General features: G+C 58.1%; 22 protein-coding genes and 1 pseudogene. 13 read left to right on the top strand and 10 right to left on the bottom strand.

The window, feature by feature from the left end; translation table 11 throughout:
• Nucleotides 1-101 precede the first annotated feature (101 nt).
• Nucleotides 102-971, top strand: coding sequence for a xanthine dehydrogenase family protein subunit M (locus F4X57_06015; GenBank protein MYC06709.1), 870 nt, complete (start codon nt 102-104; stop codon nt 969-971).
• A 415-nt stretch (nt 972-1,386) separates the two neighbouring features.
• Here F4X57_06015 and F4X57_06010 read toward each other — a convergent pair whose 3' ends face one another.
• On the bottom strand, nt 1,387-2,145 hold the full coding sequence (locus F4X57_06010) for an SDR family oxidoreductase (GenBank protein ID MYC06708.1): 759 nt from the start codon (nt 2,143-2,145) through the stop codon (nt 1,387-1,389).
• Between the two features lie 34 nt (nt 2,146-2,179).
• Entirely contained in the window at nt 2,180-2,584 is a 405-nt protein-coding gene (locus tag F4X57_06005; GenBank protein ID MYC06707.1) for a hypothetical protein, read from the bottom strand.
• Between the two features lie 350 nt (nt 2,585-2,934).
• Between F4X57_06005 and F4X57_06000 the strand changes: the two genes are divergently transcribed.
• The 11 genes and pseudogenes from F4X57_06000 to F4X57_05950 all read left to right on the top strand — a co-directional run bounded on the left by F4X57_06000 (nt 2,935) and on the right by F4X57_05950 (nt 13,874).
• A complete protein-coding gene (locus F4X57_06000) occupies nt 2,935-3,390 on the top strand; it encodes a MaoC family dehydratase (GenBank protein MYC06706.1) in 456 nt (151 codons plus the stop codon).
• 132 nt (nt 3,391-3,522) lie between these two features.
• Complete coding sequence (locus F4X57_05995; protein ID MYC06705.1) at nt 3,523-3,954, top strand: dehydratase; 432 nt, start codon at nt 3,523-3,525, stop codon at nt 3,952-3,954.
• A 217-nt stretch (nt 3,955-4,171) separates the two neighbouring features.
• Nucleotides 4,172-5,212: an LLM class flavin-dependent oxidoreductase gene (locus F4X57_05990; GenBank protein MYC06704.1), complete on the top strand. Its 1,041-nt coding sequence runs from the start codon at nt 4,172-4,174 to the stop codon at nt 5,210-5,212.
• 48 nt (nt 5,213-5,260) lie between these two features.
• Entirely contained in the window at nt 5,261-5,875 is a 615-nt protein-coding gene (locus tag F4X57_05985; GenBank protein MYC06703.1) for an SDR family oxidoreductase, read from the top strand.
• Nucleotides 5,876-6,060: 185 nt separating this feature from the next.
• Nucleotides 6,061-6,972, top strand: a complete 912-nt coding sequence (locus tag F4X57_05980) for a hypothetical protein (GenBank protein ID MYC06702.1) — start codon at nt 6,061-6,063, stop codon at nt 6,970-6,972.
• 270 nt (nt 6,973-7,242) lie between these two features.
• Nucleotides 7,243-8,106, top strand: coding sequence for an SMP-30/gluconolactonase/LRE family protein (locus F4X57_05975; protein ID MYC06701.1), 864 nt, complete (start codon nt 7,243-7,245; stop codon nt 8,104-8,106).
• Between the two features lie 184 nt (nt 8,107-8,290).
• Nucleotides 8,291-8,806, top strand: a complete 516-nt coding sequence (locus F4X57_05970; protein ID MYC06700.1) for a macro domain-containing protein — start codon at nt 8,291-8,293, stop codon at nt 8,804-8,806.
• A gap of 130 nt (nt 8,807-8,936) precedes the next feature.
• Entirely contained in the window at nt 8,937-9,623 is a 687-nt protein-coding gene (locus F4X57_05965) for a site-specific DNA-methyltransferase (GenBank protein ID MYC06699.1), read from the top strand.
• A complete protein-coding gene (locus F4X57_05960; GenBank protein MYC06698.1) occupies nt 9,620-10,120 on the top strand; it encodes a hypothetical protein in 501 nt (166 codons plus the stop codon). The genes F4X57_05965 and F4X57_05960 overlap by 4 nt, the downstream gene beginning before the upstream one ends.
• A gap of 377 nt (nt 10,121-10,497) precedes the next feature.
• Nucleotides 10,498-13,620: an excinuclease ABC subunit A gene (gene uvrA / locus F4X57_05955; protein MYC06697.1), complete on the top strand. Its 3,123-nt coding sequence runs from the start codon at nt 10,498-10,500 to the stop codon at nt 13,618-13,620.
• Between the two features lie 84 nt (nt 13,621-13,704).
• Nucleotides 13,705-13,874: pseudogene (locus F4X57_05950) on the top strand (DUF2283 domain-containing protein).
• A gap of 200 nt (nt 13,875-14,074) precedes the next feature.
• On the opposite strand, the gene F4X57_05945 reads toward F4X57_05950, so the two are convergent.
• From F4X57_05945 to F4X57_05910, 8 genes are all read right to left on the bottom strand, one after another.
• The gene (locus F4X57_05945) at nt 14,075-15,178 is read right to left on the bottom strand and encodes an FAD-dependent oxidoreductase (protein ID MYC06696.1); all 1,104 of its coding nucleotides are present in this window, start codon (nt 15,176-15,178) and stop codon (nt 14,075-14,077) included.
• 54 nt (nt 15,179-15,232) lie between these two features.
• Entirely contained in the window at nt 15,233-16,576 is a 1,344-nt protein-coding gene (locus F4X57_05940) for an MFS transporter (GenBank protein ID MYC06695.1), read from the bottom strand.
• 62 nt (nt 16,577-16,638) lie between these two features.
• A complete protein-coding gene (locus F4X57_05935) occupies nt 16,639-16,956 on the bottom strand; it encodes a DUF86 domain-containing protein (protein MYC06694.1) in 318 nt (105 codons plus the stop codon).
• Nucleotides 16,937-17,233, bottom strand: a complete 297-nt coding sequence (locus F4X57_05930) for a nucleotidyltransferase (GenBank protein MYC06693.1) — start codon at nt 17,231-17,233, stop codon at nt 16,937-16,939. Before F4X57_05930 ends, F4X57_05935 begins: the two co-directional genes overlap by 20 nt.
• A 186-nt stretch (nt 17,234-17,419) precedes the next feature.
• The gene (locus F4X57_05925) at nt 17,420-18,295 is read right to left on the bottom strand and encodes an MBL fold metallo-hydrolase (GenBank protein MYC06692.1); all 876 of its coding nucleotides are present in this window, start codon (nt 18,293-18,295) and stop codon (nt 17,420-17,422) included.
• 246 nt (nt 18,296-18,541) lie between these two features.
• A complete protein-coding gene (locus F4X57_05920; protein MYC06691.1) occupies nt 18,542-19,090 on the bottom strand; it encodes a 2'-5' RNA ligase family protein in 549 nt (182 codons plus the stop codon).
• A 50-nt stretch (nt 19,091-19,140) separates the two neighbouring features.
• A complete protein-coding gene (locus tag F4X57_05915; protein ID MYC06690.1) occupies nt 19,141-19,338 on the bottom strand; it encodes a DUF2283 domain-containing protein in 198 nt (65 codons plus the stop codon).
• On the bottom strand, nt 19,335-19,598 hold the full coding sequence (locus tag F4X57_05910) for a DUF4258 domain-containing protein (GenBank protein MYC06689.1): 264 nt from the start codon (nt 19,596-19,598) through the stop codon (nt 19,335-19,337). The genes F4X57_05915 and F4X57_05910 overlap by 4 nt, the downstream gene beginning before the upstream one ends.
• A 262-nt stretch (nt 19,599-19,860) precedes the next feature.
• Here F4X57_05910 and F4X57_05905 point away from each other — a divergent pair, with 262 nt between their 5' ends.
• Nucleotides 19,861-21,426 (top strand): long-chain-fatty-acid--CoA ligase, encoded by a 1,566-nt coding sequence (locus F4X57_05905; GenBank protein ID MYC06688.1) that lies wholly within the window; start codon nt 19,861-19,863, stop codon nt 21,424-21,426.
• The last annotated feature ends 8 nt before the right edge of the window (nt 21,427-21,434 follow it).

The raw sequence follows: 21,434 nt of genomic DNA, 5'->3' as shown, positions 1-21,434 counted from the left end.
TTATTCAGTCTATCGGTTCCTCTAAAGTAGAATGGCTGGAATGATAGCAACTAACTGAAAGGCTGACGCACTGACAGACTGAAATACTAGGAGGCTGAAACATGGTTACAAGTGCATTCGCATATCACGCGCCAACGAGCGTCTCAGAGGCAGCGCGGCTCTTGGCGGAACACGGCGACGAGGCGAAGCTGCTGGCAGGCGGCCATAGCCTTATTCCCCTGATGAAGCTGCGGCTTTCCGAGCCCAGCGTGCTCATCGACCTCGGCAAGATAGAGGGCATGTCCTACGTACGCGAGGCGGATGGCGGCGGTCTGTCGATAGGCGCGATGACGACCTACGCCGACTTGCAGGCGTCCGACCTTGTGCAGAGCGGTGCGCCTCTGCTGGCAGACGCGGCGGGACAGGTCGCTGACCAGCAAGTGCGTAACATGGGCACCATCGGCGGCTCGCTGGCGCACGCCGACCCGGCGGGCGACCTGCCGGCGGTAGCCGTCGCTCTCAACGCCGAGCTGGTGACAAGCTCGACTAGCGGGCATCGCACCATCGGCATCGACGACTTCTTCGTGGACCTGCTCACCACCGCGCTCGGACCCGAAGAAATCCTGAACGAGATTCGCATCCCCACGCTCGCGGCAGGCAGCGGCTCGGCATACGCCAAGTTTGGCAACAAGGCATCGCACTACGCCATCGTAGGCGTGGCGGCGGTGGTAACGGTGGACGGCAGCGGCAATTGCTCCGGCGCGAGCATCGGCATCACGGGCGCCGGTCCGACCGCCGTGCGAGCGAGCGATGCTGAAGCGGCGCTAGTAGGCAGCAGCCTAGACGATGCCGCAATCGCCGCAGCTGCAAGCGCAGCCGGCAACGGCATCGAGTTCAACGAAGACGTGCACGCGTCCGCCGAGTACCGCGCGCACCTTACTTCGGTGTATGCGACACGCGCTATCCGCGCTGCTATCGCCAACGCCGGCTAAGCACGACTACGCAACACCATATAACAAGCGATAATACCGCCCCTTGCCCTAAACACATTGTCCACAGGGCAAGGGGCGGTATTACTTCAAGGCAAAATCTCCGAATGGGAATAAGCCCCTTCTCCCTGTCAGCGCCATAGGGGGAGAATGTTAGGATGGAGGCAAAGCGCCCAAAGAAAAGCACTCATCCGCTATCATTTCGCCCACTTCATCCTGCCATTCCGCACGCAGCACAACGAAGCGAGGAATCCAAAATCGCGGAATGCAAGTGCGACGATTTTAGATTCCTCACTGCGTTCGGAATGACACTATAAGCGTATCTGGGCAAATGTCCACAAGACCCAGAGAAATGCCGCGCGTATCCGAACTACATGCCCGGAAAATGCGCGGCAGTCAGAGCGACAAGCGCGAACGCCTACCCCCTGCCGACATAAGGCATCTTCGTCGCCATTATGGTGATGAACTGCACATTGGTGTCTAGCGGCAGGTTCGACATGAACAGTACGGCTTCGGCAGCGTGGTTGACATCGTAGGTAGGCTCGACTATCGTCTCGCCGCTTGCCTGCGGGACCCCGCCGCCCATGCGTTGGGTCATAGGCGTCGCCGCGTTGCCGATGTCTATCTGCCCGCAAGCGATGTTGTACCTGCGCCCGTCCAGCGATGTGGATTTCGTCAAGCCCGTGATGGAGTGCTTGGTCGCGGTGTAGGCGACGGAATCGGGGCGCGGCGTGTGCGCCGATATAGAGCCGTTATTGATTATGCGCCCGCCCATCGGGTCTTGGTTCTTCATAATCTTGATGGCTTCCTGAGTGCAGATGAACGAGCCGGTCAGGTTGGTATCGACGACCGCCTTCCACGCATCCACCGGGATGTCTTCCATCGGCATTCGCGGCGAGCCGATGCCCGCGTTGTTGAACAGCACATCGAGCCTGCCGAACTTTTCCTTCGTCTGCGCGAACAGGTTGCGAATCGAATCGACATCCGTTACATCGGTAGAGACGGCGAGCATGCGCTCACCGGCGTCTCCCGCCTCCGCGATAGTCTCTTCGAGCGCAGAAAGCCGCCTGCCACCGATAGCGACGGAATAGCCGTCGTTCACCAACGCGAGCGCGCTGTGCCTGCCGATGCCGGAACCTCCGCCGGTAACGATGGCAACTTTGCCGTTTGCAGTCATAATTTGTCTCCTTTAAGTGGTCAGTTTACGGTAATCAGTCTATTGGTTTGTCGGAGCCGGGTGGCGGCTCGTCGAACGGCTCGTCATTCTCACGCGCGGTATCGCGGCGGCCGACCCAAGAAAGGAATTCTTCGCGCATCTCAGTGCGTCCTTCTACACGGCCTTCTTCATGTCCTTCTGCGTGTCCTTTTGCCTCCGCAGCTTCGTTTCGCTTCTGAAGCCAGTCGTTTATGATGTCCCGCGTTCCCAGCATGAGTTCTTGCACCTCCACTAATGATACCGTTGTCGCTAATGCCGCTCCGCCGACAACGGCTATGCCCCAAATTATAGCCTTAACGGTGTCGATTGCGGAATCCGTAGTCGTGTGGGCAAGCTCCAACCAAACGATAAAAGCCATGCCCGGCAGCGTCTGGACGACATAGAGTATGGAGAAAAGCAATCGCCATCGGCCTCTAATGCTTCCGATGGTCCAACGTTGCCGCTCTTGCCATGCATCATTCAGAGTTGCCAATAGTCTATACCTCGCTGAAAGTCTGTCAAACCGCGCACGCGTTGTCAATCACGCGGCGCTATCAACACGGGTGGATGATGCCGCAATTGAATCAAGACGCCGCACGCCTTCCTGTTGGAGAAGTTACTGCTTTGATAATCCGCAGATGTTGAGAATGTCAACCGTGCCTGTTTCTTGACACATTGGCGGGTGCGACTTAAACTTTTGCCAAAATTGTAGTTTAGCGAGCGGATTCCCGCGCAAATCGGGAATGTCGCAATTCCAGAGGAGTAATTCGTATGACACAGGAGTCGGTCATAACCCAGCAGATGCGCGATGCCGTCGGCGTGGAATCTGAGCCAATAACGCACGATGTCGAAAAGGGCGCAATCGTCAAGTTCGCGCAGGCTATCGGCGATACGAACCCGCTGTTCAACGACGAGGCAGCCGCGCGGCAGACGCGCTACGGCGGCATCATCGCGCCGCCCACGTTCATGCGCTCGCTTATATCCAACCCCGCGCCCGACTTCAAGAGTCCGTATTCCGCCAACCTAGACGGCGGTAGCCAGTGGGAATACTTCCATCCCGTTCGTCCCGGCGACCGCATCACGGTTACGACCATGCTCGCGGACCTGTTCGAGCGTCCCGGCAGGCTGGGCAACATGCTCTTCAGCGTACGCGAGACGAAGTACGTCAACCAGTTCGGGCAGACGGTCGCCCTACAGCGAACCACCGGCATCAGCTACGAGCCATAAGGCGCGGAATGCGGCATAGGGCATACGCTTCATATTGCCCCCATCTTAACCTTCCCCCATAGGGGGAAGGGACAACAGAAACTGACACACTGACAAATCAACATACCGGCAAACTAACAGGAGGTCTCTCTGATGGGTAGCCAGCTATATTTTGAAGATGTGCAGGAAGGCGGGGAAGTCCCCACGCTGCGCAAGGACCCGACGACGCAGCAGCTCGTGAAGTACGCGGGCGCGTCCGGCGACTATTACCAGATTCACTACGATCAGAACTATGCGAAGGGCAACGGCCTGCCCGATGTCATCCTGCACGGCGCGCTTAAGGGAGCGTTCCTGGGGCAGCTGATGACCGACTGGATTGGCGAACAAGGCATGCTGAAGTCGCTAACCACGCAGTATCGTGGCATGGATGTGCCCGGCACGCCGATGTTCGGCAAGGGCGTGATCACGAAGAAGTACACCGAGAACGGCGAAAATCTCGTTGACTGCGACATCTGGTTGGAAGACCACGAAGGCAAGAAGACCACGCCTGGCGCGGCGACGGTGGCGCTGCCTTCTCGCGAATAATTTCACGGCGTCTGCGGCGTTCCTGTGCCGCGCCGTCGCCGGACTTATCGCAATTGCCTGAATAGACAGGATGGGCAGGATGCGGTTCGCTGAGATCGCCGCGTCCGGTCCGTCCTGTCGTCTATTTTGCGCGCAAATGCTTGACATAGATAGCCCGATTGACCACACCCAAAGCTCCGCTATTAGATGCGGCGGATAGAACACAGGGAGTACGAGAATGCAAATCGGCGTTGGATTGGACGCGACGCTTAACCTGACTTGGGACGACCAAGCCACGCTCGCTCGCGAGGCGGCGGCTCAGGGATACACCAGCATCTGGACGCCCGAAGGCACGGGGCACGACTCATATCAGCTCTGTCTGCGCCGATGGCAGGCGAGTTGTGATGTGGTGGACGGCGGCGTTACTACCGGCATATCGGTGTCACCCGTGATGTATCGCACGCCGATGGCGTTCGCCATGACCGGCGGCACGGTGAGCGACATCAGCGGCGGCAAGTTCATTATGGGCATCGGCTCCGGCGCGTCGTATCGACCGCGCGCGCGGCAAGGCTTGGGACTGCCGAATCTGTCCACGCTCGCGTTGATGCGCGACTATCTCTCCACGATACGCCCTCTCGTCGCCGGCGAGCGCGTGGACTACGAAGGCGATGTGATCACCCTGCGAGGCGCGAGTCTCGCCATCAACCCGCCGCCGAAGACGCCCGTGTATCTCGGCGCGCTCGGCCCGCGAATGTTGGAACTTGCGGGCGAGCTTGCGGACGGCGCGTGCCTTAACTGGTGCAGCCCGGAGCAGATAGCGTGGAGCCGCGAGCGCGTGAACGCCGGCGCGGCAAAGGCAGGGCGCGACCCGTCCGAGGTCAAGCTCGCCGAATACATCCGAGTATGCGTGGATGACGACGAAGATGTGGCGCGGCGCGCGTTCGCCAAGGCGACGATGAACTACGCGCTGGGCGCATCCGTGCCGACGGAGCGCGAGCGGCAGCTAGGCTACCGAGCGCACTTTGAGCGCATGGGCTTCACCGACGAACTCGCCGGTTTGGACGATATGCGGCGCAAGGGCGCAAGCGCGGACGAAGTCGCAGACGCATTCTCACCGGAGTTGCTGCGCACCGTAGGCTACTACGGCAACGCATCCGGCGCAGCAGCCGAGTTCAGGCGCCTATCCGAAGGCTTAGACATCGCTATGGTTCGAGTAGTAGCCGCGCGTCCGGGCATCGATTCGGTGCGTGCGGTGATGGAGGCTTGCCGCCCGAGCTGAGCGTCACTAAACAACAGAGTATCGCAGTTGGAAAAGGATATACCTCTAATGAAAGTTGTCGTCTTCGGCGCAACAGGAAAAACGGGACAGCATGTGTGCCAAAAAGCGCTGGCAGAGGGACACAGTGTCACGGCATTTACTCGATCAGCCAGTAAAATTGATGGCGGCAGCCCAAATCTACGCGCCGCCCAAGGCGATGTCAACGACCCGGAGGCGGTGGCTGCTGCCATCGCCAATCAGGACGCGGCAATAGTAGCTCTGGGCAGCAATGGGCTGGGCGACAAGACTACGCTCACTGCCGGCACAAGAAATGTGGTTGAAGGCATGACGAGGCACAATGTGCGACGCATCGTAGTATTGTCCGCCGCCGGAGTGGGAGAAAGCTGGCGGCAAACTCCATTGTTGGCTCGGATAATGTTCAAGACAATGCTGCGTAACATATACTCGGACCACCAAGCGCAAGAGGCGCTGGTCGAGCAGAGTTCGCTGGACTGGACGATAGTCCGAGCCGCTATTCTCAAAGATGACCCTGAATCAGGGAACTATACTGCCAGCAACACTGGTAAAGTGAAAAACATCAGTCGCGCAGACCTCGCAGATTTTCTGGTAAAACAAGTTAACGACTCTGCCTACCGGGAACAGGCTATATCTATTACTTCATGAGCTTATGTCATTACTTATGGCGTTTGGTTTCCGCCCCGTTTCTCAAATATCACAAGAACGAGCAACAGCCTTTCTTCAGTGAGGCGGGCGCCAGGCTGCGACATTCTTATCATAGCCAAGATTCTGGGCAGCAACGACCTGTGAGCGAAGTTGTCGCGGCGGGCAAGGAATAAAGGAGAACCACAATGACATCCACAGTCGGCAGCAGCAGGCACACTTACGAAGTCAACGAGAGCTGGGCGCAGGTGCCCGACGGCTGGGATGCGCCTATGGCGGCGGTTACGGTCGATTCTCATGACCGCGTGTACGGATTCAATCGCGGCGCGCACGGCGTCATCGTGTTCGACACGGAGGGCAACTACCTGTATGACTGGGGCGAGACGACTTTTTCGTTCCCGCACGCGATTTACGCGGACGCCCACGACAACATCTGGATTGTAGATCGCAACGACCAGCAAGTCCTGAAGTACACGCCGCAGGGCGAACTGCTGATGACCATCGGCGAGAAGGGCTTCCGCTCCGACACCGGGGCAGCCCCGACCGACTTCGGCTCGAACGGCTACACGCAGGTTACGCATGGCGGCGAGCCGTTCAACATGCCCGCCGGCATTGCGGTCGCGCCATCCGGCGACATATTCATCGCCGACGGATACGCCAACGCGCGCGTGCATCGATTCTCCGCAGACGGCGCGCTCAAGCAGTCTTGGGGCGAACCGGGCGACGGACCGGGCGAGTTCATGCTGCCGCACGGCGCTTGCGTTACGGCGGACGGGCGACTGCTCATCGCGGACAGGGAGAACGACCGCGTGCAAGTCTTCACGCAGGACGGCGAGTTTGTCTCGCAGTGGCAGACGAAGTTCATCGGGCCTGCCGTGGTCTGGGAAGACACCGCCGGCGACTGCTACATCGCCGAGCACAACAGCGGGCATTTCAGCGTGGTCAACGCCGCCGGCGAGCTGCTGGCACGCTGGGGCGGCGAGCCGTATCGCAGCTGCCACGGCGCGGCGGGCGACTCCAACGGCGGCATCTACTTCATACAGCCCACATCGGGCGAAGGCAGCACGGGACGGCGCATCGTCAAGTACACGCGGGTTTAGAGACGATTTCACAAATGCAATTTATTCCTGTCATTTCGAGCGAAGCGAGAAATCTAAACGCGTTGACTACGGACAGGCTTGTTTCTACACAGCGATTTTAGACCCTGCACTTCGTTCGGGGTGACAACCGAAAGACCCTGGCGTTTAACTTAACAGGATGGACAAGATGGGGAGAATTTCACCCGCATCCTAACCTTCCCCCTCAGGGAAAAGGAACTTTACATACCCCTGTCAGCCCCTCAGGGAAAGGAACTTGAAAGGACGCAAACTATGGCAAACGGACTATCCAATATCGTTGAATCCGGGGAAGCGGAGCGGCTTGCGACAGGGTTCGTCTTCACCGAAGGACCGCTTTGGCATCCTGACGGTTACCTGCTGTTCGTGGACATTCGCCGCTCGCAGATTTTCCGATTAGTGCCCGGCGAAGAGCCGACAATCATCCGTGAGAACAGCGGCGAGTCCAACGGCATGACATTCGACGCGCAAGGGCGAGTTGTCATCTGCGAGATGGTCAACCGCCGCGTTACGCGCATGGAGTCGGACGGCTCGTACACGCCGATAGCCGAAACATCCGAGGGCAAGCGGATAAACCGTCCGAACGATGTCGTGCTGAAGTCGGACGGCAGTCTGTACTTCACGAACCCGGGACGCGACCGCCTAGACCCGGCGGATGTGGACTTACAGTACAACAGCGTGCATCGCATACGACCTAGCGGCGAAGTCGAACTCATCGCGCCGTTCGAATACCCTAACGGCATCGCATTCTCGCCGGACGAAAGCGTGCTGTATGTGGCGAACACAAGGCCCGGGCAATACATCGTGGCATACGACCTCAACGCGGACGGCGATGTCGTTGGCGTGCGGCATTTCGCGGACATGCCCTCCGAGCACGCGAACAACGGCGTCCCGGACGGCATGAAAGTCGATGTCGAAGGGCGAGTGTACTGCACCGGACCGAACGGCTGCTGGGTCTTCGAGCCGGACGGCACGCTAATCGGCATAATCGAGCTGCCGGAATACCCTGCCAACTGCGGCTGGGGCGGCGAAGACAACCGCACCATGTACTTCACATCCAACTCATCCGTGTACAGCCTGCGCATGAAAACAGCGGGGACGCGGATTCCGGTGGCGTAGGGCGCTGCGAGTTAAACGGGGTTTCGCAAGCCTTGAAATACTCATCGGGTATTCGTTACCTTGACACTCGCTTGTGGTTAGCCAAGGCGCCGTTTGTTTCCGCTGAAGATTGGCAGAACATTTGCACGCTTTCGGGCAATGCTTTATCATGCATACACATGTTCTGCTTAAGAGAGGTTGACCGATGATTACCTATGTCGATTTCAGCCTATTCGACAGCCCCGCTAAGGTGCTGGTGAATACGGTCAACACCGTCGGAGTGATGGGGAAGGGCATCGCTAAAGAGTTCAAGAGCATCTACCCGGAGATGTTCACTGAGTACCAGCAGTTGTGCGAGAGGGGCATGCTCAATGTAGGCGACCTGTGGGTCTATAAGACACCTCACAAAAGGGTGCTAAACTTCCCCACGAAAAAGCACTGGAGGAGTCGCTCAAAACCGGAGTATCTGGAAGCAGGGCTGAAGAAGTTCGCGCAAGTATATCAAGAGGCTAGGATTACATCTATTTCTTTCCCGCAACTCGGCTGCGGAAATGGCGAACTGGACTGGAAGACTGAGTCAAGGCCACTGATGGAGAAGTACCTGAAGGGGCTTCCAATTGAGATATTCGTGCATGTATATTCCGCTTCCGCCGGCTTCAAGCCTGAGCACAGAGTTCCGAAGGCTACACAATTAAGTCTGGAGCAGATTGTGAATTCATAATGAAGCCATTCATATAGATTGCAAGATGGCTGCTACTTTGAATTGACAATGCCCATATTTGCCAATAAGGTATGCTCAATTTACCGTATCCGGTGGTCGTTTGAACGGACATCCCAACAGGTTATTACCCATGCTCAGTCGCCGCGTCCGAAACGGAAAGCCGACAAATGATCTTGTCCACAGCGCTTACCTGGCGGGCAACGAGGATGTTTTCCCTCGCATCCTGAGCCTGTACGTCGCTCCTAAAAGTACGGTTGCTGATGTGACTTATGGAAGAGGCGTCTTTTGGCGAAATGTCCCTGAAGACGCTTACAGGTTGCTTGCGAGCGATATTCAGGACGGTGTTGACTGCCGCGATTTACCGTATGGAGATGGCGAGATAGACTGCGTTGTATTGGATCCGCCGTATATGCATTCTCCCGGAGGGACAGCGCACACGGCTCATGGCGCCTTTGAACGCCACTACAGGAACAATGGAACCGGAAACAAAACTATCAGGAAATATCACGAGGCAGTGCTGGCGCTGTACGAAGACGCCGGCGCGGAGGCACATAGGGTTCTGCGAGACAAGGGCGTTTTGATCGTGAAATGCCAAGATGAAGTGTGTTCAAATCGCCAGAGATTCACACACGTCGAAATTATGCAGGCGTATGAACGAATCGGCTTCGTTGCGGAGGACTTGTTCGTAGTGATGCGCCGGAACCGCCCCGGAGTTAGCCGTGTAATCAAGCAGGTGCATGCCAGGAAGAATCATTCGTATTTTCTAGTCTTCTGGAAGAGAGAAGGCTCTAGGGTCTGGGAACCGCCGTCGAAATGAACGCCGTAGAACTGCTACTAGCAGTTATCGAAGAGCACACGCCGACAGATATTTGGCGAGACTCGCCGTTAATCGGCTATCGATTGCTCGGCAATACAAATCGTGGCGCGATCGGCGAGGAATTCATCCGCCGATACCTTGAGCAACATGGGATCAAGACTAGCAGCGGGAGTAGAACCTCGCGAACGGATTTACGTATCGAATCTGTTCCATTTGAGGTCAAAACCGCGTCGCTTGGCGCAAACGGGACATTTCAGTTCAATCATGTTCGATTAGATCGGAATTATTCGTACCTGCTGTGCTTGGGAATCTGCCCGGACCGTTTGGTTTTCAATATGTGGCGCAAAGGTGATGTGGCAGAGAATAAGGCGGGCGCGTTGGTACGAATGGCAGAAGGGCAGGCGGTGACGTATAAGCTCACTAAGAAAGTTGGCGATATGGTCGATATTGAAGGTTTGCCTGAGCGCATCCGAGATGCCATCGGCGAAACGGGCTGAAGGCAGAGGGCGTCCTTGACAGCGCCGGCGACATGAACGTAGTCGGCTTTTGAATCGAGCTTTCCCCATATTTAGGTATCGCTCATTGGTGTCGGTGTCATTTTCGACATTGCTTTTGATGCAGGCTTCACCCCTAGCCTAGCTTTCTCCCTTAGATGGGGGAAGGGATTTTATGGACGGGGATTTTCTTGCTCCCCAACCCAACAACAGCCTAAAACACCTGTCCCAATTCCCCGCTCAATGCTAAAATGATGCGCAGGGCGCGACGGCTTGCGGCTCTGTTCCGCGTGTTGCGGCATCTTGCCACTTACGCCGACTTGCTGCCTTCGTCCCGTCCATAACCATCGAAAATACGCATTGCAACAAAGGACTAACCCATGCCGCTAGACAACATTGTCGTTCAGGGCGCGCGCGAGCATAATCTGAAGGATGTCAGCGTTACGATTCCGCGCAACAAACTCGTCGTGATGACCGGCGTCTCCGGGTCCGGCAAGAGTTCTCTGGCGTTCGATACTATCTATGCGGAAGGGCAGCGCCGCTATGTCGAATCGCTGTCGTCCTACGCGCGGCAGTTCCTGGGGCGCATGGATAAGCCCGAAGTGGACTACATCGAAGGCTTGTCGCCTGCGATTTCTATCGACCAAAAGGGCGTCTCGCACAACCCGCGCTCCACCGTCGGCACGGTTACCGAGATTTACGACTATCTGCGCCTGCTGTTCGCGCGCGCCGGGCATCCGCACTGCTACAAGTGCGGCAGACCTGTCGAGCGCCAGACCGTGCAGCAAATCGTCGATGCCGTGCTGTCGTTGCCCGAAGACAGCCGCATCCAGATAATGGCGCCCATCGTGCGGCGGCGCAAGGGCGAACACAAGGAGATATTCGAGGACGCTCGCAAATCCGGTTTCGTGCGCGTGCGCGTCAACGGCGAGGTACACGACCTGTCCGAGTCGTTCGACTTGGACAAGCAGAAGTGGCACGACATCGAAGTCGTTGTGGACAGGCTAGTAATCGGGGCGAGCGCGGAGCAGACGCGGGTTGCGGACTCGGTGGAGACGGCGCTGAAGATGGCGAGCGGGACGGTGCTTGTCGATGTCGTCGGCGGCGATGAGCTGCTGTTCTCCGAGCAGTTCGCGTGCGTTCACTGCAACATCAGCATGGGCGAACTTGAACCTCGTACCTTCAGCTTCAACAATCCGCACGGCGCGTGCTCCACCTGCACCGGCTTGGGCTACAAGCTGGAAATCGATCCCGACCTCGTGTTGCCCAACAAAAACTTATCCATCGCGGAAGGCGCGGTGCAACCGTGGGCGCGTTCCGGCGCGATGAGCCCGTGGTACTACAGCCAACTGGAATCGCTGGCGCGCGCATTCGAGTTCTCGCTCGATGTGCCGGTCAAGGATATGAAAAAGCGCGACCTCGACCGCGTGCTGTACGGCACGAAGCGCAAGGCGATCAACGTGCAGCACCACACGCAGCGCGGCAAGACATACCGTTGGCGCTCCGCGTTCGAGGGCGTCATCAACAATCTCGAGCGGCGACACAAAGAAACCGAATCCGACCATGTGCGCGCCGAGATAGAGCGATACATGTCGTCGCGGCCGTGCAACGCCTGCAAAGGTGAACGGCTGCGTCCCGAAGCGCGCGCCGTCACCGTCTGCGGGCTTAACATCATGGATGTTACGAACAAGTCCATCGCGCAGGCGAGCGCGTGGGTTGCCCAGATAGGCGGCGACTCGGCAAGCATCGACCTGCAAGCGGCAGGCGTCGGCGCGCAGAACGGGCAGTATGCGCCGAATGGACAGAATGGGAAGAACGGACATAGCCCGGACGGGTATAGCTCGGACGGGCATGGGCTGGACGTTCTGCCCGCGGCGAAGGCGGCAAAGGCAAGCCGCAACGGGCAGTCCAAGCGCGAAGGCAAGCCGGGGCGCAACGGCAAATCGAAGAGCAACGGGCGTGTGAACATCGAGCATCCGCAGACGCTGACCGACCGAGAGATGGCTATCGCCGAGCAGATACTCAAAGAAATCTCGGCGCGGCTGAACTTTCTGCTGAACATTGGGCTGGACTATCTCACGCTCTCGCGCACCGCGTCCACGCTCAGCGGCGGCGAAGCGCAGCGCATCCGGCTCGCCACGCAGATAGGCTCCGGGCTGATGGGTGTTCTGTATGTGTGCGACGAGCCGTCCATCGGTCTGCATCCGGCGGACGACTACCGCCTGATACAGACGCTCAAGCGCCTGCGCGATCTGGGCAACACCGTGCTAATCGTGGAGCACGACGAGGCGATAATGCGCGCCGCAGACTACATCGTGGACCTCGGACCCGGCGCGGGCGAACGCGGCGGACACATAGTCGCGACCGGTCCCGTTGAAGACATAATCGCAGAGCCGCGCTCGCTGACAGGGCAGTATCTCGGCGGCACGCGGCAGATTCCGCTGCCCGAACGGCGGCGCGAGGGAAATGGCGAGCGACTCGTCATTCGCGGCGCGCGCCAGAACAACCTGAAAGACATCGATGTGGAAATCCCGCTCGGCAAGCTCGTCTGCGTAACTGGCGTGTCCGGTAGCGGCAAGAGCACGCTCATCAACGAAATCCTGTACAAGAAACTGGCGCAGCAGTTCTACCGCGCGCGAGACAGGGCAGGCGCGGTGCGCGACATAGAAGGCGTGGAGCACATCGACAAGGTGGTGGACATCGACCAGTCGCCCATCGGCAGGACGCCGCGCAGCAATCCGGCGACATACACAGACACCTTCACGCCCATCCGCGAGCTGTTCGCCACCGTGCCGGAGGCGCGTATGCGCGGATACAAGCCCGGCAGATTTTCGTTCAATGTCAAGGGCGGCCGCTGCGAGGCGTGCACCGGCGACGGCTACATCAACATCGAGATGCAGTTCCTGCCCGATGTTACCGTGCCGTGCGAGGTCTGCGAGGGCAAGCGCTACAACCGCGAGGCGCTGGAAATCTACTGGAAGGACGCGAATATCGCCGATGTGCTGGCGATGACGGTATCCGAGGCGCTCGAAGCGTTCGAGAACATCCCGCGCGTGCGGCGGCGCTTGCAGACATTGCAGGATGTCGGCTTGGGTTACATACGGCTCGGTCAGCCCGCAACGCAGCTCAGCGGCGGCGAGGCGCAGCGCGTAAAACTGGCGAAGGAGCTATCCAAGCGCGCCACCGGCAAGACGCTGTACATCCTGGATGAGCCGACCACCGGGTTGTCGTTCGAAGACTGCGCGCACCTGCTGCGAGTCTTGCAGCGCCTAGTGGACACGGGCAACACCGTAGTGCTGATAGAACACCACCTAGACCTGATAAAGAGCGCCGATTGGCTGATAGACCTAGGACCCGGCGCCGGCGACAAAGGTGGCGAGCTAATCGCCGAAGGCACGCCCGAGACCATAGCACAACTCGACCACTCCCAAACCGCTCGCTACCTAGCCCCATTGCTGGGCATAACGCGGGAAGCAGCTGCGACTGTGAGCGCCGCGGACTGACATGTTCGCATTTGACCTGTACCCCGTGATGGTCGTAACAGCCTACAAGACCAGCAAAATAAGCAAGTATTGGAGTGCCCAGCCCTGAAAATAACCTATGACACCCGCATAGATACGATGCAAATAATCCTCACCGATGCCCTGTCAACGAGAGCGATGAAGATAAGCCCGGCGTGGTGGTGGACTACGACGGCAGCGACAATGTCGTGGGCATGGAAATTCCGGAAACTGTCGAATATGCGATTAGGAGATGACCATCCTCCATCGCATATTGCCATTCGCACCCTGTCCATCCTGTAAATCGGTATTCTCACCATAGGGAGATATTGTGACGCATAAGGGTCTCAATCGTGTGAATTCCTGCTCCCTGCCTTCGTAGGGGCATGCTTCTCAGGAATGACGAATCGAAATTACTGCATAGTGAGAATACCTGTAAATTCGTGCAAGTCCCCCTCTACGCAAAGCGCTCTATCCCGAACCCACCCACCGGCATATCCGTCGCGACGGTGGTGATTATGTCGGCGGTTGCTTTGCCTATCGCAGGCGCTAGCAGGATGCCTTTTTTGCCGGCGCCGGTTGCGAGGTAGGCGTTGTCCCAGCCCGGCGCGGCGCCCACTATCGGTAGCCAGTCCGGTGTCAGCGGACGCAGGCAAGCCGTGTGCCGCGCTATCTCCGCAGACTCCAAACATGGCATAAGCGTCGTCGCTCCGCGCATTAGCGTGCTGCGCGCGTACTCGCTCGGCTCGCGGTCGAAGCCCTTGCGCTCTTCGGTCGCGCCTACCCACAGCAGCCCGTCCGCGCGGAGGTGCAGGTTCGCGCCGCCGCCGCTGAAATCGTACGGCGGCATATCGCCGTCTATGCGAAGGCGCAGAATCTCGCCCTTGTACGGCTCAATCGGAATGTCGATGCCTAGCCATTCTTCCGCCTTGCCGCTCCACGGTCCCGACGCTATCAGCACCGCATCGCAGTCAATCGCGCCGTCTTCCAGCGCCACGCCCGTTACGCGCTCGCCGTCGGTTCGCAGCGATACCGCGGTAGCTTGCCGTATCGTAGCGCCCATGCGCTCTGCGGCGCGCGCCAGTGCGTTCGTGAACTCGTAGCCGCTGACGATTGCGTTGCCATAAGCATACAGCCCGCGCTTCGCATCCGGGTTCAGGCGCGGTTCGAGTTGCCGCAATTCTGCCGCATCTATCCAGTGCGCGTTAAAGCCGTCCGCGCCTTCGAATATGTCGTGCGTCATCTGCATCCCCGGTATGTCCGAGTCGTCGAACGCGACGGTTATGAACGCGATGGACTTGTGGTGATACTCGACGCCAGACTCTTCTTCAAGCGTCTGTGCAAGTTCGGCGTGCATGGCGAACGAAGTCGCGGCAATCTCGCCAAGCGGTCCGGGGATGCCCTCGCCGGTCAGCGGATTCAGCCCGCCCGCGTTGTAGCCGGACGCTTGGCTGCCAATGCCCTCGCTTTCGATGATGGTCGAGCGGACGCCCGCCTTTGCCAGATAGTACGCCGCCGAGCAGCCCATCGCGCCGCCGCCGATTATCGCCACATGTGTCATTTTGCTTTCTCCGAATTAACTTACATCGATAGTCGGGATGGGTAGGATGGTGATTTATTCTAGGATTTTTTTATTGGGTTGGCGCGCCGCTAGAATGCAGCCGAGCGCCAGTATGTAGGATAGCACGCCGAACAGGTATATGGAGCGGTATCCGCCGGTGATGCGGTAGAGCAGCGCGCCGAGCGTGGGGCCAAGCCCGAGCGCGCCCGTTTGGAATGGTCCCATCAAGCCCGTGATGGCGCCGAATGACGACCTGCCGAAGTACTGCGCTATCATCATGTGCCCCAGTATGTTCAGCCCGCCGGCGAGCGTGCCGTACAGCACGACGACACCGACGCTGAGCCTGCCCTCTGGTACGACGACGAACAGCGCGACTGCCGCGCCGGATATTGAGAGCGTGAGCAGCGCCAGTCTGCGCGGCGAGAATATGTCCGCAAGCCAGCCCCAGAACGGGTTGCCCAACGACCCTATCAGCGAACTGACGCTAAGCGCGCCCGCAGCCACCGCCGGCGAAATACCTACATCGCGCAAGTACGGCACTATCTGGTAGTTTATCGTCCCCGAAATCAGGATGACCAACGCTTCCGCCGCCACAATAAGCCAAAACGCCGAAGTTCGCGCCGCCTCCCCGGCGCGCCAGTTCGCTTCGGGCGGATCGTTGTCAAGCCTATCGGATTCTCGGCGTGCCGGTTCACTGCGTGCCGTGCTCGGTTCACTCGCGCTTTGATTGCCGCCGGTTCTGCGCCGCGCCGGTGTTACGGGCGCGCCGTCGGGTCGCAGGCCGATGTCGGACGGGCGGCGGCGCATTATGAGCAGCAGCGGGATGACGATGAGCAGCGATATTGCGCCGTGCACCTGGAACGCTGTGCGCCAGCTCGTTGCGATGGCGATGAGCGAGAATATCTGGATGTTTATCGCGCCGCCGAACGGACGCGCCATCGCGGATATGCCGAGCGCGAGATTGCGACGTCGGCTGAAGAAGTTCACCGCCGTCGTGCGAGGCACTACGCCTACGAGCATCGGGTTAGCGATGGCGCGCGCGATGATGTACGCGATATAGAACTGCCAGACCGCTTGTATGCCCGCAAGCGCGAAGAAGCAGCCGCCCGCGATGAACGCCGCGAGTGGCATTAGCCCGCGCGGCCCGTATCTATCCGCGAGCCTGCCCACGAACGGCGTAAGCAAGCCCGACACCCAGGTGCCCGCAGTAACGGCATAGGCTATCGTGCTGCGCTCCCAGCCCATATCCTCAAAGATAAAGTTCTGTACACCGCCAATGACAAGCTGCGTAGCGCCCGTCGCCGCATAAGTGCCAACAGCAGACATGGCTAGGATAAGCCAGCCGTAGTAAAACGGTACACGCGGTCGCCACTCGGCGATGGTTTTGAGGATGGTCAATGTGCGTGATGGGCGGTGGTTATGGGGTTAGTTGGATTGGAGGTAATCTTGGAGTCGGCGAATTAGCGGCGATGTATGAGAGTGGCGGCATCCCATATTAGCGGACCGCTGATATGAAAGTATCGGTGGACAATCACAATTCTGATGCCCACAAGGTCGCTCCAAGGAACTTCCGGCAACGAAGACTGTATCTCGTCTGGCACATTGTTTGCTGCGTCGCCTATGACTGCAATATTGTATAGCGTTGCGTCGAACGTTCGTCTGTCCGAAACAAACTGCTCAAAGGTCATGCCTTCAGTGTAAGCTAGGATCCGATAGGCCGCGTCAAGCATATCCTGAAATCGCTGTCGCCATGTTCTGTCACTCGGCATACACCGCATCCTCTAGCCAACTCTGCCGGTTCCATTTTTTCAGAGCGTCGGGCATTCCCAAGACAACAGTCCTGTCGAACAGTTGACACAAGTGTCTCTCCAGACGCACGAAGCCGGATAGCCCAACATGCTCATCGGGATCAAAATCGACGATGAGTTCCAAATCTTCATACGGTTCAAGTTCGTCCCTGGCGGCAGAACCGATGACGCCTATCGATGTAACGCCGAACTTTCGCAGCTCTTTACGATGGAGGGACAGAATACTCAAGATTTCGTCACGGCGCATGGGAATATATCCTTTCTAAGTATCTGTCTAATCCGTACTCATCTGCAAGCGCCTGCCGGTGTGCCGACAGTATCTTCAGCGCCTTATTCGTATCCATCGCCGCGCCTTCCTATGTCGTACATCGCAAACTGCGTTATTGCCATATAACTGGACATCCCATTATAGGGGATAGCGCAACCGAGCATATCACAGGCTAATCGATTGCAGTTCGTCGGTGAAAAGGATGCCTCCGTCGTATATTCGGCGCACATCGCCGATGCCCTTTTCCATGGGCCCGTGCTGCGACAGATGGGGTCCGATATGCACGAGCGCCAGCTGCTTTACGCCCGCCGCCTGCGCCATCCGCGCCGCGCCGAGCGTGCCAGTCTGACCAAATGCCTCACCGTCCGCATCCATGACTTCTTGGTTGTCCCAGCACATGCACAGCATCAGGTCCGCGTCCTTCGACAGCTCGGTAACGGTGTCGCATGGCTCCGTGTCGCCGGTGAAGACCACGCTGCCCGCCGGCGTGTCGATGCGGTACGCCAGCGAGTCTAAGAACGGCTGCACATGCACTGCGGGAGCGGCGCTAACTTCCCAGTCGCTGCCGGAGAATACCTTGCCCGGCCCGATGTCCGTGGCACTAACATGCGGCGGTCTGCGCGGCAGCGTGCCACCGCGATTTTGGTGAATGCGCTGGCTCAGCGGATGCCCGACGCGCGCCTTCCAGTCGTGCGCGAATACGCCCTCGTTCTCGTCGAGAATGCCGCGCGTGACGCGCTCTGTCAGCGTCGGCCCAAACACTTGCAAGTCGTTCTCCGTGCCGTTGCTCTGGTCCCAGCGACACAGCAAGAAGCACGGATAGTCGATGTCGTGGTCGAAGTGATGATGCGTGAAGAAGAGGTAGTCGATGTCCGTAGGCCAAAGCCCCGCCTTGACGAGCTTGTGCGTAGCGGCGGGACCGCAGTCCACCATGAGTTGCTCGTCGCCAATCTGCATCGCAAACGCGGAGCCGAAGCGGGTGGGCGTTGGGGTAGGAGTGCCTGCGCCGAGGACGTGGATGGTGGTGGATTTGGTGGTCATGGTTTTGTCCTTTGCGGTGTTAACCTGATGCTCCGACTATTGACGAATAGACGGATGTGTAATGCCTGTGCTGGACACTTCGGCGTTGCTCTTCTGTGTGATGGACAGGCGACGGCTCACGCTGGCGCTTGCAGTGTTTCGATTCCGGCAAATGAAGGTATTAGAGGATACCTTTGGTGAAAAGTGAGACGCTCTGCGGCGATGGTTTCTCGGAATAAAGTTCTGCCCGATACTTGCGTGCGGTGGTTACATGCCTCCTAATGAGAAAGATAGGCGCTTCTCCCATCGCCCAGTGCTATCGTCCATCAGCCACACACTGTCTGCGAACGCCTCCAGAGGGAGATACTTTGCTGCCACTTCCGAAAACTCCCGTTCGACGGACCCGGGCAGGTCTCCATCCTTTGAATCCGCAACTGTGAGATGGGGAGTCACGCTGTCGTATTGCCCTCCATAAGGTGGCGATTCGGGAAACTCGTGAGCAATCCGGGCGGTCAATCGCTCAAACGGTGTAGAGGGAGAAGGAGCCAGATATATGACGTTGGGAAATCTTGCGATATGGTTGAGGGTAAATGATAATGGCTGCGTGGAGGCAAACACCTTCGTCAGGCGGTCGAGAGTGTCGGCAGAAGGTGTAACACCAGGAATGAAAGGATAGTTGATTGCGATGTGTGCGGGCATGCCTCTTCTGGCTCCCGGATCATATTCTGATCGAAAGCGTCCCACAAGTGCCTCGGACTCGGGCACAGGCACCACCAGGGAAGCCTTGACTCTACCGTCGCCAATTTCCTGTGCCATGTCTCTCCTCCGAGGCTTAGCGTCAAGTCAAATCATTAAACCGCTTTGTATTATCCAACCACCGCATACTCCACCGCATCAGGAATCTCCATCCGCATGGAAGCGTCGAGTATCTCCATACCCACCACATTGCCAGCCGCGTCGTAGTCTAATATGACGCCCGGCTTGTCCTCGTCACTCTCGTCGATGGCAGAGTCGGTGAGAACTATGCGAAGCGTATCCGTATAGGTATCATAGGTTACTTTCATACTGAGTGACTCCAATACTTGCCTATCTTACTCGTCTTATAGACCGTTACAATCCTTGCCGGTTGAGCGTTGTCATCTACAATGAGCCTCAGCAAGTATGTTTTGCCGTTCCCGAAGACCACTTGAGATTGATACACTACCCTGTCTCCGTAGGTAGGAACAACCTGTTGCGGGGAATGTAGGACTTCGCTAAGCAACGCGATGGGAATCGACCTGCGCGCTAATTCGTCTCTGGCGTGTTCCGTTATTTCAAATTCCACATGCCAATACTAGCAGGTCAACAATTATCATACCAATTCGCCGCTTCACTTCCTCCTTAGCCTATACTCGGGAGAGAGGGCTCTGCGCTGACGAAGAAACAGTTGCGATAGGGCATCGCCCTGACTAAATACGCGCCAATGTGATAACATTTCTTGGCGCAATTTACATTATCGTTACAGTCAAAAGTGTAGTCGGCGCTTGCCGCTGCGCGCGTATTCCTGCGAAGACAGGAATGACGAAGAATGAAGGTACGGGGGAATAATGAATACCACGGGGTTTCTGACAATTGCGACGGCTATCGTGCCTGACAGACCGGCGATGATATTCGAGGGCAGGCGTATCAGCTACGCGGAACTGGAGATTCGGGTAAATCGTCTGTCGAACTCGCTGGCGGAGCTGGGAGTGGGCGCTGGCGACCGTGTGGCGATGCTACAGGTGAACTGCAACCAATATATCGAAGCGTATTTCGCCACGGCGAGGCTGGATGCGGTGTTCGTGCCAATCAACTACCGCACCCGGGCGGACGAGCTAACGCACATGCTGAACGACGCCGCGCCGAAGGTGATATTCGTCGGAGGGCGTTATGTGAGGCTGGTCAAAGAGTGCGCCGACAATGTGGAGTCGCTGGATCATTTCGTTACGCTGGAGGATGATGTAGAGGGCTGGCACAGCTACGATTCTCTGATAGAGAATGGGGACGAGTACGAGCGTGTGCCGGAAGACGACGACGACGACCTGACGATGATTCTGTTCACATCGGGGACGACGAGTTTCCCAAAGGGCGTGATGCTATCACACGACAGTTTTGCATCGTACATCCTGGCTACCGTAACGCCGGCTGACCCTGTTGAAGAGACGAGCAATATCCTGACTGTGCCGCTGTATCATATCGCTGGGGTGCAGTCGGTGATGGCGGCTATATTCGCGGGGCGCACGCTGATTATACAGAGGCAGTTCGAGGCGAAGCAGTGGATGGAACTGGTGGAGCGAGAGAGCGTCAACCGCGCGATGATGGTGCCCACGATGCTGAAGATGCTGATGGATCATCCGGAGTTTCACGCGCACGACCTGAGCAGCCTCGAGGTGATAACTTACGGCGCAGCCCCGATGCCCGTGCCTGTGATACGGCAGGCGATCAAGGAGTTCCCCGGGACTTCGTTCATCAACGCATTCGGGCAGACGGAGACGGCGGCGACTATCACAATGCTGCCACCTGACGACCATGTGCTGGAAGGCGACGAAGAGGAGATTGAGCGGAAGCTGAAGCATCTGGGTTCTATCGGCAAGCCGCTGGAAGATGTGGATGTGCGGATTTTCGACGAGGACGGCGAACCTGCCGCTCTGGGCGAGACGGGCGAGATTGCGGCGCGCGGCGCGCGGCTGATGAAGGGATACTGGAATCAGGAAGACGCGACTGCGGAGACGATACGCGGCGGATGGCTGTTCACGGGTGACTTGGGCTATCAGGACGAAGACGGCTACATCTACTTGGCGGGACGCGCGAAGGACTTCATCAAGCGCGGCGGCGAGATGGTATCGCCCGAAGAGGTAGAGCAGGTAATACTGTCTCACGAAGCGGTAGAAGAGGCGGCGATAATCGGCGTCCCCGACCTAGACTGGGGCGAGCGGGTGCGCGCGCTGGTCGTGCTAAAGGACGGCGAGCAGGCAAGCGAGGATGATATTTCCGAATACTGCCGGCAGCGCCTAGCCAGTTTCAAGAAGCCGGAGTCAGTGGTGTTCTGCCAAGAACTGCCGCGCAACCAGATGGGGAAGGTGCTGAAGCGGATCCTGAAGGAAGAGTATAGCTATCCCGTAGTGGTGGAGTAGGAACAGGA

This window comes from Chloroflexota bacterium (assembly GCA_009840355.1).
Taxonomy (GTDB): domain Bacteria; phylum Chloroflexota; class Dehalococcoidia; order Lucifugimonadales; family JADFKI01; genus Bin90.
The sequence above is the reverse complement of the archived record's forward strand: the minus strand, read 5'-3'. Positions and strand labels throughout refer to the sequence as shown.

Bases quoted from the DNA above. Each gene is read 5' to 3' on its own strand.
- F4X57_05975 (MYC06701.1), top strand. From the start codon at position 7,243: ATGGCAAACGGACTATCCAATATCGTTGAATCCGGGGAAGCGGAGCGG.
- F4X57_06000 (MYC06706.1), top strand. From the start codon at position 2,935: ATGACACAGGAGTCGGTCATAACCCAGCAGATGCGCGATGCCGTCGGC.
- F4X57_05905 (MYC06688.1), top strand. From the start codon at position 19,861: ATGAATACCACGGGGTTTCTGACAATTGCGACGGCTATCGTGCCTGAC.
- uvrA (MYC06697.1), top strand. From the start codon at position 10,498: ATGCCGCTAGACAACATTGTCGTTCAGGGCGCGCGCGAGCATAATCTG.
- F4X57_06015 (MYC06709.1), top strand. From the start codon at position 102: ATGGTTACAAGTGCATTCGCATATCACGCGCCAACGAGCGTCTCAGAG.
- F4X57_05930 (MYC06693.1), bottom strand. From the start codon at position 17,233: ATGCGCCGTGACGAAATCTTGAGTATTCTGTCCCTCCATCGTAAAGAG.
- F4X57_05980 (MYC06702.1), top strand. From the start codon at position 6,061: ATGACATCCACAGTCGGCAGCAGCAGGCACACTTACGAAGTCAACGAG.
- F4X57_05920 (MYC06691.1), bottom strand. From the start codon at position 19,090: ATGGCACAGGAAATTGGCGACGGTAGAGTCAAGGCTTCCCTGGTGGTG.
- F4X57_05995 (MYC06705.1), top strand. From the start codon at position 3,523: ATGGGTAGCCAGCTATATTTTGAAGATGTGCAGGAAGGCGGGGAAGTC.
- F4X57_06010 (MYC06708.1), bottom strand. From the start codon at position 2,145: ATGACTGCAAACGGCAAAGTTGCCATCGTTACCGGCGGAGGTTCCGGC.
- F4X57_05925 (MYC06692.1), bottom strand. From the start codon at position 18,295: ATGACCACCAAATCCACCACCATCCACGTCCTCGGCGCAGGCACTCCT.
- F4X57_05960 (MYC06698.1), top strand. From the start codon at position 9,620: ATGAACGCCGTAGAACTGCTACTAGCAGTTATCGAAGAGCACACGCCG.
- F4X57_05990 (MYC06704.1), top strand. From the start codon at position 4,172: ATGCAAATCGGCGTTGGATTGGACGCGACGCTTAACCTGACTTGGGAC.
- F4X57_05935 (MYC06694.1), bottom strand. From the start codon at position 16,956: ATGCGGTGTATGCCGAGTGACAGAACATGGCGACAGCGATTTCAGGAT.
- F4X57_05945 (MYC06696.1), bottom strand. From the start codon at position 15,178: ATGACACATGTGGCGATAATCGGCGGCGGCGCGATGGGCTGCTCGGCG.
- F4X57_05915 (MYC06690.1), bottom strand. From the start codon at position 19,338: ATGAAAGTAACCTATGATACCTATACGGATACGCTTCGCATAGTTCTC.
- F4X57_05970 (MYC06700.1), top strand. From the start codon at position 8,291: ATGATTACCTATGTCGATTTCAGCCTATTCGACAGCCCCGCTAAGGTG.
- F4X57_05985 (MYC06703.1), top strand. From the start codon at position 5,261: ATGAAAGTTGTCGTCTTCGGCGCAACAGGAAAAACGGGACAGCATGTG.
- F4X57_05965 (MYC06699.1), top strand. From the start codon at position 8,937: ATGCTCAGTCGCCGCGTCCGAAACGGAAAGCCGACAAATGATCTTGTC.